Below are 15661 nucleotides of genomic sequence, written 5' to 3'. Positions count from 1 at the left end.
GGCTCTTGACCTGCCACGACGGACGCTACTCCGACGGCGGGTGGTACAGCTCGTCCACGGCCTCGGCGATGTCGCCGCCGGCCTCCACCGGCTCGACGAAGAGCCGGGCCGAGGCGATGAGGCCGTCGTGCACGGTGGCGATGACGACGCCCCGCATGGCGAACGCCGACCCGTCGACGTGGGTGCCGGACCAGCTCACCTCGCCCCACTCGACGTCACCGGAGGTGGCCGTGGCGACGAGCTCGGCGCGGAAGTCGGGGACGCCGCCGAAGACACCGGTCCAGTTCTCGAGCACCTGGGCGCGGCCGGTGAAGGCGCGACCGGGGTGGGCCGGCTGCTCGCTGACGTAGTCCTGGGAGAACAGGGCGGCGAACGACACGGGGTCGCGCGCGTTCTGCGCCGCGACGATCCGCTCGTGGATCGAGCCCATGCCACGGACCGTACGCCTGCGCGACGCCGCTGGCGAGGTCGTCAGGTCTCGACCCACTCGATGGCCTGTCCCCAGTCTGCCGCGCCGCGTCTCGGATGTGAGGCGGACCCGCACCCACCCTGACCGCCACCAGAGCCGCACCGTGGGAGCCTGTGGGGCATGCACGGCAGCAACGACGCACCGGGCCGGGCCGAGGCCCTGCTCCAGCTCATCCGGTCCTCCGTCATCGGCGAGGACCACGTGATGGAGACCCCCTACGGCCGCCGTCGCGTCACCTACGCCGACTACACCGCGAGCGGTCGGGCGCTGACCTTCATCGAGGACTTCATCCGCGACGAGGTGCTCCCCGGGTACGCCAACACCCACACCGAGAGCAGCGGCACCGGCCTGCAGACCACCCGCCTGCGCGAGGACGCGCGCCGCATCATCACCGAGGGGGTGCACGGCGACGACGACACGGTGGTCCTGTTCACGGGGTCGGGGTGCACGGGCGCCATCGACAAGCTGATCGGCGTCCTCGGGCTGCGGATCCCCTCCAACCTCGAGGACCGGTGGGACCTCGCGCGCCACGTCCCCGCCGACCAGCGGCCGGTCGTCCTCATCGGGCCCTACGAGCACCACTCGAACGAGGTGCAGTGGCGCGAGTGCGTCGCCGACGTCGTCGCCATCCGCCAGGACGCCGACGGCGGGGTCTGCCACGAGGACCTGAGGGAGCGCCTCGAGCAGTTCGCCGACCGTCCCCTCGTCATCGGGTCGTTCAGCGCGGCCTCGAACGTCACGGGCATCGTCAGCGACACCTACGGCATCTCGGCGATGCTCCACGCCCACGGCGCGCTCGCCTTCTGGGACTTCGCGGCCGCGGCGCCGTACGTCGACATCGAGATGACGGCCCCGGTCGACGGCGACCCGCTCGCCTACAAGGACGCGATCTTCCTCTCGCCGCACAAGTTCATCGGCGGGCCGTCGACACCCGGCGTCCTCGCCGCCCGCCGCGAGCTGTTCACCAACCGCGTCCCGGTCGTCCCCGGCGGCGGGACCGTCGCCTACGTCAACCCCGAGGACCACGCCTACCTCGCCGACCCCGCCCACCGCGAGGAGGGCGGCACGCCCGCGATCATCGAGTCGGTGCGCGCGGGGCTGGTCTTCCAGCTCAAGGAGGCCGTGGGAGTGGAGACGATCCGCTCACGCGAGGAGCACTTCCTCTCGCGGGCGGTCGCGGCGTGGAGGGCGGAGCCGGGCATCGAGATCCTCGGCAACCTCGACGCCCCGCGGCTGTCGATCGTCTCGTTCGTCGTCCGGGCGCCGTCGGGGCAGTACCTGCACCACAACTACGTCGTCGCGCTGCTCAACGACCTGTTCGGGGTCCAGGCGCGCGGCGGCTGCTCGTGCGCCGGACCGTACGGACACCGCCTGCTCGGCATCGACCTCGAGCGCAGCCACGAGTTCGAGCGCGAGATCACCGGCGGCTGCGAGGGCATCAAGCCCGGCTGGGTGCGGGTGAACTTCAACTACTTCATCTCCGACACGGTGGCCGACTACGTCGTCGAGGCCGTGCGCCTGGTCGCGCGCGACGGGTGGCGGCTGCTCGGCGACTACCTCTTCGACCCGCTCACCGGCCGCTGGCGGCACCGCGACGGTGTCGTCGAGCCGCCGATCCGCCTGGGTGCGGTGCGCTACACCGACGACGGATCGATGGAGGTGCCGCGCGGCCACGCGCGGGCCGGCGAGGACGTCCTCGCCGAGCAGCTCGCCGACGGCGCCCGCATCCTCGCCGCGGCGACCCCGCCCGACCTGTCGGTCCGCGCCGAGATGTCGGCCGACTTCGAGCACCTGCGCTGGTTCGACCTCCCGGCCACGGCGCTCACGCCCTGATGGCGTTGCGCCACAACGACGTCGGGCAACCGGTCGGGGATCCGGTCCCGGGCTGGCAGGGCGCACCCTTCCCGCCCGGCGCCACGCTGGTCGGGGAGCTCGTGACCCTGCGCCCCGTCGTGGCCGACGACGCCGCGGACCTCTGGGACGCCTGGGAGGGGACGGCCGAGGCCGACTGGACCTACCTCCCGATGGAGCGGCCGACCGGCCCGCACGAGACCGCGGCGATCATCGACGCCATGGCCTCTGACCCGTCGACCGTCGCGTACTGCGTCCTCGTGAACGGTTCTGCCGCAGGGGTGCTCAGCCTGATGCGGATCGACCCCGCGAACGGGACGGTCGAGATCGGGGCGGTGATCCTCGGGACTCCTCTACGGCGGACCGCCGGGTCGACGCAGGCCCAGCGCCTCCTCATGGGCCACGTCCTCGACGACCTCGGGTACCGCCGGCTGGAGTGGAAGTGCGACGCCCTCAACGCGCCGTCGATGGCGGCGGCCGAGCGGCTCGGGTACACGTTCGAGGGCGTGTTCCGGAACGCCGTGGTCACCAAGGGCCGCAACCGGGACACCGCGTGGTGGTCGGTCACCGACGCCGAGTGGCCTGCCCTGCGGCGCCGTCTCGACGCGTGGCTCGACCCGGGGAACTTCGACGCCGATGGCCAGCAGCTCACCCGGCTGGGTCGCTAGGGCGCCGGGGTCCAGCCGCTCGGCGTGGGCACCGGTGTCGCCGTGGGCGGTTCGCCCGACCCGGGCTGCGGCCCGTACCGCGCCGTGAGCGGGTCGAGGACGGTGAGATCGAGCAGTGAGGTGCTCGTGTACTGCACCGGGACCTCTCCCTCACGGGGGACCTCGACCGTGAGCAGGATGCCGGCGCGCGGGCGGCCCTGGCGCAGCACGGCAGCGGCGGCATCGAGGACGGCGTAGGGGTTCTGCGTCCCGTCGCTGACGAGGGCGCCGCTGTACAGCGCCCCGTCGGTGAGGTTGTCGCGGAAGGAGACCTTGGCTCCGGTGACCCCGGGAAGGTCGCGGACCCGGTCGAAGAGCTGGTCGTCCGGGACCGGCGTGTAGGCGGTGATGGCGCTCTCCTTCGGCGGGACCGGGTCCCCGGTGCATCCCACGAGCCCGAGGGCCACCACCACGGCGGCGGCCGCGCCCGCGGTGCGGCGACCGGTGCGGGAGAGGCGGGTCGGCATCATCATGGTCCTGGGATGGGTTCGGCTCGGGTCAGTGGCGGACGACGTCGTAGCGGGAGGCCTCGACCGGACCGGAGCCGGTGAAGAACTTCGCGTTCTGCTCGCGCCACGCCTCGATCGAGGGGTCGTCGCTGCCGTCGATCATCGCACCGGTGGTGACGTAGTTCTTCGTGGCGTGGGCGTTGCCGGGGTTGGGCGGGCTGTCGGCCGACCCTCCGGCCAGCTCGTCGGGCAGGTCGCGACGGACCGTGGTCCAGTTGGGCGCGTCCGGGTTTGAGGTGCCGTCGAGCATCGGCACCGGGTCCTGCTCGTGCTCCACCGACAGGACCGACACGCTCGGGTCGATGTCGAAGCGCCCGATCGGCGAGCCGCCCGTGACGACGCTCTGGATGTTCAGCTCGCGCACCACGGCCGGATCGCTGGCGATGCTCGCCGCCGTGATGCCGCCCTGGCTGTGGCCGGTGAGCATCACGGGGGAGCCCGGGGGCACCTGCTCGCGGATCGCGTCGATGACGGTCTGCCGCCACACCGAGTCGCCCCCGGTCATCAGGGTGACGTTGGAGGTGAGGTCGACCGGGTTGCCGGTGCGGGTGGGTGACCAGTCCTCGGTGCCGGGGACCTGCACGACGTAGGCGAACGAGCCGTCGGCCTGCGGGACCTTGATGACGCGCAGCTGGCCGCTCTCCGCCGACTCCTCCGTGCTCTGGCCGTCATCCATGAGGCCCTGCTGGGTGAAGACGTCCTGGACCGCATGGTCCAGCGACCAGCCGTCGCCGAGGGTGACGGTGCTGCTGGGGTCGCCGTCGATGGTGAAGCTGCCGTCGTCGACGAAGGCCCCACCGAGGTTGCCGAGGGCGATGAGCCCGGCGATGGAGGTCTCGTAGTCGAGGGAGGGCCAGCGTCCCCCGGTCAGCCCGCTGAGCAGCGCGAGGCCGCCCGGTCCCAGCAGCGTGGACAGCGTGAACCCCGTGCCCTGCACCAGCCCGGGCGCCCCGCGGGTGAGGGCCTCCATCAGCCAGGGGTTGTCGTAGATCGTCTGCATGACGTCGTCGGTGAGCTCGCCCGACTGCACCTCGCGCGCCAGGGCGATGGCGAGGGCCGGGTTCTGCACCGAGAGGGCGAGCAGGCCGACGCCGCCGAGGACGACGGCGCCCGGCAGGACGACCCCGGCGGCGAAGCCGGTGGCCGCCTGGAGCGCGTCGAACGTCTTCTTGGCGGTGTCGTCGACGAACTCATAGGTCGTGACCGAGGCGTCGATGAGCGTGCCGCTCACCAGGAGCGCGCCGCCGCGCACCGTGAGGCCGTTCGGCCCGGTCGCGGCCCACAGCACCGCGGCCTCGACCCCGGGCACGAGGTCCGGGCAGACCAGTGCCGCGGTGAGGACGTCGCCGTCGACGGCCCCCCCCGACACGCGGCCGACCCGCTCGAGGAGGTCGTCGCCCGCACCGCGCATCGCCCCGGCCTGCGAGCGCAGGTCGGCGAGGTCGGCCGCCATCCCGCCGGCGCCACCGCTGACGTCGAGGCCGTCACCCATCGGTCCCACCGCCGTCCTCGGTCGTCGGTCCGGCCCCGACGGCGGCGTCGGCGAGCACCGCGGAGACGGCACCGGTGAGGGCCGTGAGGAGGGTGCGGGCGATGTCCTCGCCCGACCGCGGGACGTGGCGGACCGTGGCCCGCGGGGTGCGGACGAGCTCGACGTACCCGCGCCGCGTCAGCATCCACTGGCCGATGAGCGGGCCGGCGCCGTGGCGGCGGATCGTCACGACGGCGGAGCCGCGCAGCTCGAGGACGAGGGCGAGGAGCACCTCCGGAGGCGTGGACCAGCCGTTGTCCGAGCAGACGGCGTCGACGGTCTGCCGGTCGCCGGTGCGCAGCGCCCGCCCGAAGGCGACCGTGTGCTCCTCGACGAGCTCGACCTCCGCCAGGCCGTCGGGACCGGAGGGGTCCGGGGCCGGAGGGAGGAGGCGCAGGACCTCCTCGACGAGGTGCTCGGGAGTGGTGAGGTCGACCTCGACCCCGGGCAGGCCGCTGGCGGCGCTCGGCGACCCGCCCTCAGGGACGTGGAGGCGGCGGACGACCCCGAGGACCGTGGTGAGGTCGGTCGAGAGCTCGCCGAGGACGCCGACCCGCCCTCCGACGGTGGCGACGTCGACGGTGAGGACGGCCCGGTGCCGCGTGGCGAGCGCGTCGACGAGGTCGCCGTCGGGTGCCGCCGTCGCGTCTGACCAGGCCGCGGCGTCGCCGGTGCGGGGGCGGGCCCAGTCGGGGACCGGCGGCTCATCGGCCGCGCTCCAGGCCGCGGCCCACGCGCTCTCGTCGAGGCGGGTCCGCAGGGCGCCCCGGTCGGGCAGGAGGGCCGTCATCGCCCGATCCTGCGGGCGAGGTCGAGCCAGTCGGGGTGGCCCGGCGGGGGCAGGTCGCCGACCGAGTCGAGGAGGTCGCGGGCGGCCTCCTCGGCCTTCTTCTCCGCGCCGGTGAGGGTGTCCCACACCGCTCCGGCGAAGCGCCCGACGGTGTGGCGGGCGGCGGACACGGTGTCCTCGACGGCGTTCATCGCGGCGGCGATGAGGCGCTGCCGCTCCTCGAGGGTGTCGGCGAGGTGGTCGAGCTTGCGGGCGGCACCGGTGAGGGCGTCACGGGTCTCGTCGATCTCGCGCGCGTGGTCGCGCAGGCGCTCGCGGTAGCGCTCGGCCGCGAGCCCGACCCACTGCACGCCGTCGCCGCGCCGGACGCGGCTCGCCGTCACCTCCACGTCGCTCGCCTCGGAACGCATCCGCCGGGCGAGCGCGCGGATCTGCTCCGGGTCCCCTCCCAGTGCCATGGGTTGACGCTACCGGCGCGGAGGGCCGCCCGGCCATGCGGAGCGGTCCCCGGCGGGTCGCGTCAGCGGCCGAAGGGCGGTTCGAGGACGCGCGTCGACGTCACCGCGGCGACCGGAAGCGGCCCGAAGAGGTGGGGGAACAGCTCCGACGCGCCGGGATGCGGTGCCTCCCAGCGGAGCTCGGCGTCGAGGAGGTCGGGGTCGATGCTCAGCAGCACGAGGTCGCCCGTGTGCCCGGTGTAGTAGCGCCCGAGCACGCCCGGCCACTGCTCGTCCGTCGACAGGTGGATGAAGCCGACGTCCTCGAGCGACAGGCCCAGGGTGGAGCGCCGGTAGGCGCCGGACTCCTGCGCGAGGGCCCACTGGTCCGCCTCGGCGAGGTGGAAGAGCGTCTCGGTCACGGGGTCCACGGTCCCACGCCCGCCGCTACGCTCGCCGGGTGACCCAGCGCATCCGTCCGGCCGCCGTCGAGGACGTCCCCGTCATCCTCCGCCTCATCCGTGAGCTCGCCGAGTACGAGAAGGCGCTGGACGAGGTCGACACCACCGAGGAGCAGCTGCGCGAGGCGCTCTTCCCGCAGGGTCGTGAGGCCGCGGTGTTCGCCCACGTCGCCGAGGTCGAGGGCGAGGTCGTCGGCTGCAGCGTCTGGTTCCTGTCGTACTCGACGTGGACCGGCACCCACGGCATCTGGCTCGAGGACCTGTACGTGACTCCGGCACACCGCGGTTCGGGCCTCGGCCAGGACCTGCTGAAGACGCTCGCCGACATCTGCGTCACCCGCGGCTACCACCGCCTCGAGTGGTGGGTCATCGACTGGAACGCCCCGAGCATCGGGTTCTACGAGTCCATCGGTGCCGTCGCGCAGGAGGAGTGGATCCGCTACCGCCTCGACGGCGAGGCCCTGACGGCCCTCGCACCCTGAGGCCGCGATGTCCAGGGGGCACGGGTCGGGGAGAGTGGTCATCGCGACCGCCGTGGCCCTGGCTGCCCTCGTGCTCGTCGGCTGCAGCGTGCGCACGGACGACCTGCCTCGCGCGGCCGCGACCTCCGCCGGCGCCACCGCCGCAGCCTCCGCCAGCCCGTCGCCCTCGCCGTCGGTGAGCCGGCTGCCCGCCCCGGAACCCGTCACCATCGACAAGCCGCCCAGCGGCGCCCCGGTGGAGGACGCCCGGCTGCGTGCCGAGCTGCTCGCGATGCTCGTGCAGGACCAGGCCGTGCGCACCGGCAAGGCCCCGCCGGGCGACCCGCGCACGCCCGACGAGCTCGCCGCCGACTGGGACGAGACCGACCGCCGCAACACCGCCCGGATGGTCGAGGTCATGGACGAGCACGGCTGGCCCGGCTGGCGGCTCGTCGGCAGCGACGGGGCCTTCGCCGCCTGGGTGCTCGTCCAGCACGCCGACCTCGACCTCCCCGTGCAGGAGCGCGGCCTGGCCCTCATGACGGCGGCGGTCGAGAAGGGTGACGCCGACCCGAGCGACCACGCCTACCTGGTCGACCGCGTGCGCGTCGCGAAGGGGCAGCCACAGGTCTACGGCACCCAGTGGGGCAGCGACGCTGCCGGCAACCCCGAGCCGCGCACCCCCATCGAGGACCCGGCGATGGTCGACGTCCGCCGGGCCGCCGTCGGCCTGAAGACCATCGACGCCTACCTCGAGGAGCTCGCTGCGGTCGAGTGACGCCGACCTCGTGCCACTTCAGTGCGGTTCTCGCGGCCCGAGTCGTCCAGAACCGCACCCAAGTCGCACGAGGTGGTCAGGCCTTCGGGACGGTGGACTCGAGCTCGGCGAGCCAGGCGGTGGCGGCGGCGTCCGACGGCATCCGCCAGTCACCGCGCGGCGACAGCGACCCGCCGGCGACGACCTTCGGCCCGTTGGGGATGGCCGAGCGCTTGAACTGGTTCTGGAAGAACCGCCGGTGGAACACCGCCATCCAGCGGGTGATGGTCGCGAGGTCGTACTCGGGGCGCGATCCCTCCGGGAACCCGGCCGGCCAGAGCCCAGCGGAGGCGTCGGCCCACGCGTGCTCGGCGAGGAAGGCGATCTTCGAGGGCCGGTAGCCCCGGCGCAGCACGTGGAAGAGGGTGAAGTCCTGGAGGTTGTAGGGCCCCACGGAGTCCTCGGTCGACTGGATCTTCTCGCCCTCCTTCGTGGGGACGAGCTCGGGGCTGATCTCCTGGTCGAGGATCTCCAGCAGCGTCGAGTTGACCTCGCCCTCGAACTGCCCCGACGACACCACCCACCGGATGAGGTGCTGCATCAGCGTCTTCGGCACCCCCGTGTTGACGCCGTAGTGCGACATCTGGTCGCCGACCCCGTACGTGCACCAGCCCAGCGCCAGCTCGGACAGGTCGCCCGTCCCCAGCACGATGCCGCCACGCTGGTTGGCCGCGCGGAACAGGTAGTCGGTGCGCAGGCCGGCCTGGACGTTCTCGAAGGTGACGTCGTAGACCTCCTCGCCGCGCCCGAACGGGTGGCCGAGGTCCTTGAGCATCTGGGTGGCGGCGGGACGGATGTCGAGCTCCTCCCAGGTGATGCCGAGCGACTCCATCAGGTGGATGGCGTTGCTCTTGGTCCCCGCGCTCGTGGCGAACCCCGGCATCGTGAAGCCGAGGACGTGGGTGCGCGGGAGGCCGAGGCGGTCGCAGGCCTTGGCGGCGACGATGAGCGCGTGGGTGGAGTCGAGCCCGCCGGAGACGCCGATGACGATGGTCGGGACCCGCTTCGGGTCGCCGCCGCCGATGGCACGCATCCGCTGCTCGAGCCCGGAGACCTGGATGTTGTAGGCCTCGTAGCAGTCGAGCGCGAGGCGCGCCTCGTCATCGGGGACGAAGGGGAAGCGGTCGACGGCACGGCGCAGCCCGAGGTCGCCCGACGGCGGGCGCAGGGCGAACGGCACGACCCGGAAGCCGCCGTCGTCGGCCGTGTAGGCCTCGGCGTTGTCGTCGAAGCTGCCCTGGCGCATCCGCTCCTGGCGCAGCCGGTCGAGGTCGACGTCGACGACCGTGGCGCGGGGGCCGTCGGGGAACCGCTCGGACTCGCCGAGGAGGTCGCCGACCTCGTACGCCATCGTCATCCCGTCCCACGACAGGTCGGTCGACGACTCGCCCGCGGTGGCGGCGGCGTAGAGGTACGCGGCGTTGCACCGGGCGCTCGCGGAGCGGGCCAGGAGGTGGCGGTCCTCGGCGCGGCCGACGGTGATGGGGGAGGCGGAGAGGTTGAGCAGGACGCTCGCCCCGGCCAGCGCGGCCTCGTGGCTGGGCGGCACGGGCACCCACATGTCCTCGCACACCTCGGCGTGGACGGTCAGGCCGGTGACGTCCTCGGCCTGGAAGAGCAGGTCGGGGCCGAAGGGGATCTCGCCGTCGACGTCGGCACCGGGCCAGGTCGGGCGGACGAGGAACTCGCCCTGGTGGCCGGTGCCGGGGGCGAAGTGGCGCTTCTCGTAGAACTCGCGGTAGTTGGGCAGGTACGACTTCGGCGCGACGCCGAGCACCTCGCCCCGGTGGATGACGACCGCGCAGTTGAACAGCCGGTTGCCGTGGCGCAGCGGGGCGCCGACGACGACGAGGGGGAGCAGCTTGGCGGTGGCCTCGGCGAGGGTGATCACCGCGGCGTCGACGGCGTCGAGGAGGACGTCCTGGAGCAGGAGGTCGTCGATCGCGTACCCGGACAGCGACAGCTCGGGGAACAGGGCCACGGCGACGCCGTCGTCGTGGCACGCGCGGACCTGCTCGAGGATGCGCTGCGCGTTCGTGGCCGGGTCGGCGAGGGCGACGGGCACCGTGCACGCGGCGACCCGGGCGAAGCCCTGGGCGTAGACGTTCCGGAAGTCCATGCCCTGAGCCTATGGGCCACGCTGCCCGTGGCGGGCCGCGTCGATGGTGTCCGGGCCGGTCAGGGGGTCAGGAGGACCTTGCCGACGGCGCGGCGCTCGTCGACGGCCGTGAGGGCGTCGGCCACCTCGTCGAGGTCGCGGACCTCGCCGACGACCGGGTCCAGGGCGCCGGACTCGAGCAGTGGGACGAGGTCGTCCCACTGCTGGCGCAGGAAGGCCGGGCCCGGTCCGGCCGGGTGGGTCCACCAGGCGCCCCAGCCCACCCCGACGACCGAGAGGTTGTTCAGCAGGAGCCGGTTGACCTTCACCTCGGGGATCGAGCCGGCCGTGAAGCCGATGACGAGGAGCCGGCCGCCGGGCGCGAGGGAGCGCAGCGAGTCGGTGAAGCGGTCGCCGCCCACGGGGTCGACGACGACGTCGACGCCGCGTCCTCCGGTGAGGTCGGCGACCGCGGCGCGGAAGCCGTCGGCCGCGACCACCTCGTGCGCACCGGCGCGGCGCGCGGCCTCCGCCTTGTCGTCGGACGAGACCACGGCGATGACGCGCGCGCCCCACGCCCGCGCCAGCTGGACCGCCGCGGTCCCGATGCCGCCCGCCGCCCCGTGGACGAGGACGGTCTCGCCGTCGCGCAGCCGCCCGCGCGCACGCAGCGCGAAGTGGCAGGTCAGGTAGTTCATCGGCAGGGCCGCGCCCTGCTCGTACGTGACCCGCTCGGGCAGCGGGAAGACCGAGTGGGCGTCGGCCGCCACGACCTCCGCGAAGCCGCCGAGGAAGGGGAACGCGGCGACCCGGTCGCCCTCCTCGAACCCGCTGCCCGACGGTGCCGACCGCACCCGCCCCGCGACCTCCGAGCCCGGGACGAAGGGCAGGTCGGGGGTCACCTGGTACTGCCCGCGGGTGAGCAGGACGTCGGGGAAGCAGATCCCGGCGGCCGCGACCTCGATGACGACCTTGCCCGCGCCATCCGGTTCGGGGAGGTCGACGACCTCGATGGCGGCCGGTCCGTCGAGGCGGGTCACCTGGGCTGCGCGCATGGTCGTCATCGTAGGGACGATGGTGGACGGGATCGGGAATGCGCGACCCGGGTCACTACGCTGACGGAACGTGTCCCGACCCCGCCACGCCACCCTCGCCACCGTCGCGCTGATCCTCGGCGGCGTCGCCATCGGGACCACCGAGTTCGTCACGATGGGACTGCTCCCGGAGATCGCGGCCGGGGTCTCGGTCGACATCCCGGCCGCGGGTCACACCATCTCCGCGTACGCCGCGGGGGTCGTGCTCGGCGCCCCGCTGCTGGCCGTGCTCGGGGCGACGTGGCCGCGCAAGGCGCTGCTCGTGGGGCTGATGGCCGCGTTCACCGTGGGGAACGTGCTCAGCGCGCTGGCGCCCTCGTACGAGACGCTCGTCGCCGCCCGGTTCGTCGCCGGGCTGCCGCACGGGGCGTTCTTCGGGGTGGCGGCGCTGGTGGCGGTCGACCTCGCCGAGCGGGGCCAGGCCGGTCGGGCCGTCGGGCGGGTCATGCTCGGGATCCCCATCGCCAACGTGCTGGGCGTGCCCGGCGCGACCTGGCTGGGGCAGAACCTCGGCTGGCGCACGGCGTTCTGGCTCGTCGCGGTGATCGGCGTCGCGACCGTGGCGCTCGTCGCCTACGCGGTGCCGCACCTCGCCCGCGACCACACGAAGACGGTGCGCAACGAGCTGAGCGCGCTCACCAGCCTCCAGGTCTGGCTGACGCTGGGGGTGGGGGCGGTCGGGTTCGGCGGCATGTTCGCCATGTACTCCTACATCGCGCCCACCGTCACCGACGTCACCGGGCTTCCGGCCTCGGCGGTGCCGCTGTTCCTCCTCGTCTTCGGCGCGTCCGGCTTCGTCGGCAACCTCGTCGCGGGGCGGATGGGCGACTGGTCGGTCATCCGGTCGGTCGTCATCGGCATGGGTGGGCTGGGCGTCTCGCTCGCCCTGTTCGCGCTCGTGGCGCAGTGGGTCGTCCCGGCGCTCGTCGTGCTGGCGCTGACCTCGGTGCTGGCGTCGGTGCTCGTCATCAACCTCCAGCTGCGCCTGATGCAGGTCGCCGGCACCGCGCAGACCCTCGCCGCCGCGAGCAACCACGCGGCGCTGAACCTCGCCAACGCCCTCGGCGCGTGGGTGGGCGGCGTCGTCATCGGGGCGGGGTACGGGTACACCGCGCCGTCGTGGGTCGGGGTGGGGCTGGCCGCGCTGGGCCTGCTCATCCTCGGGGCCTCGCTGCTGGTGCACCGCCGCGACCACCCGGACCGCGCCACCTTCCGCCCCGCCGGCCCGGTCTCCCCCGAACGCGTGTGAAACCGCCGGGGATGCCGGGTGGGTTCACACACGTTCCGGCGGGGGAGGCGGGTCCGTAGGCTGGCCGCATGTCGAGCACCGTGAGCTGTGAGGTCGAGGGCGGCATCGCCCAGGTCAGGCTCGACCGCCCGGACAAGCTCAACGCCCTCACCCTCGACACGCTGGAGGGGCTCGTCGCCACCGCCCGGCACCTCGCGCGCGACCGCTCGCTGCGCGGCGTCGTCCTCGGCGGGGCCGGCGACTCGTTCTGCGCGGGCCTCGACTTCGCCACGGTGCTGGCCAACCCGCCCCGCGTCGCCCGCTCCTTCGTCCCCAACCCGTTCCGGGGCACCAACCTGTTCCAGGAGGCGTGCTGGGCCTGGCGCCGGCTGCCGGTCCCGGTCGTGGCCGCCGTGCACGGCCACTGCTACGGCGGCGGCCTCCAGATCGCCCTCGCCGCCGACCTGCGGATGACGACCGCCGACGCCCAGTGGTCGGTCCTCGAGGCCAAGTGGGGCCTCATCCCCGACATGAGCGGGGTGCAGGCGCTCTCCCAGCTCGTCACGATCGACGTCGCCAAGCGCCTGACGATGACCGGCGAGGTGGTCAGCGGTTCCCGCGCGGTCGAGCTCGGGCTCGCCAGCGAGGTCCACGACGAGCCGTTCGTCGCCGCGACCCGCTTCCTCGAGGAGGTCGCCACCCGCTCGCCCGACTCGGTCGCCGCCACCAAGCGGCTCTTCCAGCGCACCTGGTCCTCGGGTGACCGGCGCACCTTCGCCCGCGAGCGGTTCGAGCAGGCCCGTCTCCTCGCCACGCGGAACACGACGATCGCCCGCGAGGCCGCGATGAAGCGCGTCGCCCCCGTCTTCGACCCCCGCCGCCGGTGAGCGACCACACGGAGGTCCGGCACGTCGCGTGCACCCTGTGCGAGGCGATGTGCGGGCTCGAGGTCACCCTCGGGACCGCCGGCGCCGTCGCCGGCATCCGTGGCCACGAGGGCGACCCGCTCTCGCGCGGCCACGTCTGCCCCAAGGCGCTGGCCCTGCCCGACCTCCAGGACGACCCCGACCGCCTGCGCCGCCCCCTCGTCCGCGACGCCGACGGCGAGCTGCGCGAGACCACCTGGGAGGTGGCCTTCGCCCGCGCCGCCGAGCTGCTCGTCGGCGTGCAGGAGCGCCACGGCGACGACGCCCTCGCGGTCTACCTCGGCAACCCGAACGTCCACAGCCTCGGCGCGCTCACCCACCACCCCACCCTGGTCCGGCTGCTCCGCACGAAGAACCGCTACTCCGCCACCTCGGTCGACCAGCTGCCGCACCACGTCGTCGCGTGGGCGCTCTACGGCCACCAGTTCCTCCTGCCGGTCCCCGACATCGACCGCACCGACCTCCTCGTCCTCGTCGGGCACAACCCGATGGCGAGCAACGGGTCGCTGTGGACCGTCCCCGACTTCCCCCAGCGGCGGCGCGAGCTGGCTTCTCGCGGAGGGCGACTCGTCGTCATCGACCCGCGTCGCACCGAGACCGCCAGGGTCGCCGACGAGCACCACTTCGTCCGTCCCGGCTCGGATGCCGCCGTCCTCCTCGCGATGGTCCGCGAGCTGTTCGTCGCCGACCTCGCCACTCCGCCGCCGTGGGTCGACGGGCTCGACACCGTCCGCGCAGCCGTCGAGCCCTTCACCCCCGAGCTGGCCGAGCGGGTCAGCGGGGTGCCGGCCGATGACGTCCGCCGCCTGGCGCGCGACCTCGCCGCCGCTCCCTCGGCCGCCGTCCACGGCCGGATGGGCGTGTCCACCCAGGCGTTCGGCGTCGTCTGCCAGTGGGCGGTCCAGGCCCTCAACCTCCTCACCGGGAACCTCGACCGCCCCGGCGGGACGATGTTCACCACCCCGGCCGTCGACCTCGTCGGCCGCGGCATCCTCGGTCCGGGTGGGTTCTCGCGCAGGCGAACTCGCGTCCGTGGCCTGCCGGGCTTCGGTGGCGAGCTCCCCGTCTCGGCCCTCGCGGAGGAGCTGGCGACCCCCGGTCCCGGCCGTGTCCGCGCCCTCCTCACCATCGCCGGCAACCCGGTCTCCTCCACACCCGGGGGCCACCGCCTCGACGCGGCCATGGGCGACCTCGAGGCCATGGTCGCCGTCGACCTCTACCTCAACGAGACGACCAGACACGCCGACGTCGTCCTCCCCCCGACCGGGCCACTCGAGCGCGACCACTACGACCTCGTCTTCCACCTGCTCGCCGTCCGCGACACGGCGCGCTTCAGCCCGGCCCTGCTCCCCAAGGACCCCGGCGGCCGCCACGACTGGGAGATCGCCCGCGACCTCGGCCTGGCCGTGATGCAGGAGCGTGCGCGCCGCGCGGGCGGGGGCCGCGCCGCGGCTGCCCGGGCCCGGCTCGACCGGCGAGCCCTCGAGGTCGAGGCCCGGCTGCGCACGTCGCCCACCCGGCAGCTCGACGTCCTCCTGCGCACCGGCGGCGCCGGCCTCTCGGTGCGCAAGCTGCGTGCGGCCGGTCCGGGCGGTCTCGACCTCGGCCCGCTGCGCCCACGCCTGCCCGAACGGCTCCACACGTCCGACCGGCGCGTCCACCTCGACGCCGACGTCGTCATCGACGACCTGCCCCGCCTCCTGGCCGCGCTCGACTCCACTGCCCTCGGCGACGACGAGCTCCTCCTCATCGGCCGCCGCCACCAGCGCGACAACAACTCGTGGCTGCACAACCAGGCCCGGCTCACCCGCGGCCGGGCCCGCCACCAGCTGCTCGTCCACCCCGACGACCTCGCCGTCCGCGGGATCCGCGACGGCGACCGGGTCCGCGTGCGCTCGGCCGCCGGTCAGGTGGAGGTCGAGGTGCAGGCGACCGAGGACGTCGCGCCCGGCGTCGTCTCCCTGCCTCACGGGTACGGCCACCGCCGGGACGGGGTGCAGCTGCGTGGCGCCGTCGGCCTCCCCGGGGTCTCGGTCAACGACCTCACGGACCCGGACGTCGTCGAAGCGGTGTCGGGCAACGCCGTCCTCAACGGCGTCCCCGTCACGGTCGAACCCCTCGCCGTCGCCGCCGCAGCCGACGAGGCCTTCGCCACGCGGGACTCCCGGTGACCTCCTCGCCGTGAGTGCTGAGGTGGTCGCCGGGGCGACCACTTCCGCACTCGTGGCGGCAGGAGTGGGACGCACCTCACCGGGCGGGCCGCGCCACCGGTGGCCGGTCTA

General features: G+C 73.9%; 15 protein-coding genes. 7 read left to right on the top strand and 8 right to left on the bottom strand.

Features of this window, described 5'->3' with window-relative positions; translation table 11 throughout:
• Positions 1-25: 25 nt before the first annotated feature.
• Entirely contained in the window at positions 26-430 is a 405-nt protein-coding gene (locus ACFLFB_RS18070; protein WP_392543555.1) for a nuclear transport factor 2 family protein, read from the bottom strand.
• A 159-nt stretch (positions 431-589) separates the two neighbouring features.
• On the opposite strand from ACFLFB_RS18070, the gene ACFLFB_RS18065 reads away from it, so the two are divergent.
• Together ACFLFB_RS18065 and ACFLFB_RS18060 are read left to right on the top strand one after the other, a co-directional pair.
• Positions 590-2302 carry an aminotransferase class V-fold PLP-dependent enzyme gene (locus ACFLFB_RS18065; RefSeq protein ID WP_392543554.1) on the top strand — a complete coding sequence of 571 codons (1713 nt, stop codon included), beginning with the start codon at positions 590-592 and terminating at the stop codon, positions 2300-2302.
• 101 nt (positions 2303-2403) lie between these two features.
• A complete protein-coding gene (locus ACFLFB_RS18060; RefSeq protein ID WP_392543553.1) occupies positions 2404-2988 on the top strand; it encodes a GNAT family N-acetyltransferase in 585 nt (194 codons plus the stop codon).
• Here ACFLFB_RS18060 and ACFLFB_RS18055 read toward each other — a convergent pair.
• The 5 genes from ACFLFB_RS18055 to ACFLFB_RS18035 form a co-directional block, all read right to left on the bottom strand.
• Complete coding sequence (locus ACFLFB_RS18055; protein WP_392543552.1) at positions 2985-3494, bottom strand: hypothetical protein; 510 nt, start codon at positions 3492-3494, stop codon at positions 2985-2987. The two genes, ACFLFB_RS18060 and ACFLFB_RS18055, sit on opposite strands and share 4 nt — an antisense overlap.
• A 31-nt stretch (positions 3495-3525) precedes the next feature.
• The gene (locus tag ACFLFB_RS18050) at positions 3526-5028 is read right to left on the bottom strand and encodes a hypothetical protein (protein ID WP_392543551.1); all 1503 of its coding nucleotides are present in this window, start codon (positions 5026-5028) and stop codon (positions 3526-3528) included.
• Positions 5021-5857 carry a hypothetical protein gene (locus tag ACFLFB_RS18045; protein ID WP_392543550.1) on the bottom strand — a complete coding sequence of 279 codons (837 nt, stop codon included), beginning with the start codon at positions 5855-5857 and terminating at the stop codon, positions 5021-5023. The genes ACFLFB_RS18050 and ACFLFB_RS18045 overlap by 8 nt, the downstream gene beginning before the upstream one ends.
• Positions 5854-6315 (bottom strand): WXG100 family type VII secretion target, encoded by a 462-nt coding sequence (locus ACFLFB_RS18040; RefSeq protein WP_392543549.1) that lies wholly within the window; start codon positions 6313-6315, stop codon positions 5854-5856. The genes ACFLFB_RS18045 and ACFLFB_RS18040 overlap by 4 nt, the downstream gene beginning before the upstream one ends.
• A 62-nt stretch (positions 6316-6377) precedes the next feature.
• Positions 6378-6716, bottom strand: coding sequence for a DUF952 domain-containing protein (locus ACFLFB_RS18035; RefSeq protein ID WP_392543548.1), 339 nt, complete (start codon positions 6714-6716; stop codon positions 6378-6380).
• Between the two features lie 38 nt (positions 6717-6754).
• On the opposite strand from ACFLFB_RS18035, the gene ACFLFB_RS18030 reads away from it, so the two are divergent.
• Together ACFLFB_RS18030 and ACFLFB_RS18025 are read left to right on the top strand one after the other, a co-directional pair.
• Complete coding sequence (locus ACFLFB_RS18030) at positions 6755-7237, top strand: GNAT family N-acetyltransferase (protein ID WP_392543547.1); 483 nt, start codon at positions 6755-6757, stop codon at positions 7235-7237.
• 34 nt (positions 7238-7271) lie between these two features.
• The gene (locus ACFLFB_RS18025) at positions 7272-7994 is read left to right on the top strand and encodes a DUF6624 domain-containing protein (RefSeq protein WP_392543546.1); all 723 of its coding nucleotides are present in this window, start codon (positions 7272-7274) and stop codon (positions 7992-7994) included.
• Positions 7995-8070: 76 nt separating this feature from the next.
• Here the strand turns inward: ACFLFB_RS18025 and ACFLFB_RS18020 are convergent, their stop codons facing one another.
• Both ACFLFB_RS18020 and ACFLFB_RS18015 read right to left on the bottom strand, forming a co-directional pair.
• Positions 8071-10152, bottom strand: a complete 2082-nt coding sequence (locus tag ACFLFB_RS18020) for an NAD(+) synthase (RefSeq protein WP_392543545.1) — start codon at positions 10150-10152, stop codon at positions 8071-8073.
• A gap of 59 nt (positions 10153-10211) precedes the next feature.
• A complete protein-coding gene (locus tag ACFLFB_RS18015; RefSeq protein WP_392543544.1) occupies positions 10212-11186 on the bottom strand; it encodes an NADPH:quinone oxidoreductase family protein in 975 nt (324 codons plus the stop codon).
• Between the two features lie 70 nt (positions 11187-11256).
• On the opposite strand from ACFLFB_RS18015, the gene ACFLFB_RS18010 reads away from it, so the two are divergent.
• From ACFLFB_RS18010 to ACFLFB_RS18000, 3 genes are all read left to right on the top strand, one after another.
• Positions 11257-12474 carry an MFS transporter gene (locus ACFLFB_RS18010; RefSeq protein WP_392543543.1) on the top strand — a complete coding sequence of 406 codons (1218 nt, stop codon included), beginning with the start codon at positions 11257-11259 and terminating at the stop codon, positions 12472-12474.
• A 68-nt stretch (positions 12475-12542) separates the two neighbouring features.
• Positions 12543-13340 carry a crotonase/enoyl-CoA hydratase family protein gene (locus ACFLFB_RS18005; RefSeq protein WP_392543542.1) on the top strand — a complete coding sequence of 266 codons (798 nt, stop codon included), beginning with the start codon at positions 12543-12545 and terminating at the stop codon, positions 13338-13340.
• A complete protein-coding gene (locus ACFLFB_RS18000; RefSeq protein ID WP_392543541.1) occupies positions 13337-15550 on the top strand; it encodes a molybdopterin-dependent oxidoreductase in 2214 nt (737 codons plus the stop codon). The genes ACFLFB_RS18005 and ACFLFB_RS18000 overlap by 4 nt, the downstream gene beginning before the upstream one ends.
• The last annotated feature ends 111 nt before the right edge of the window (positions 15551-15661 follow it).

This window comes from Oryzobacter telluris, from assembly GCF_043099285.1.
GTDB classification, from domain to species: domain Bacteria; phylum Actinomycetota; class Actinomycetes; order Actinomycetales; family Dermatophilaceae; genus Oryzobacter; species Oryzobacter telluris.
This window is presented reverse-complemented; position numbering and strand designations above follow the sequence as displayed.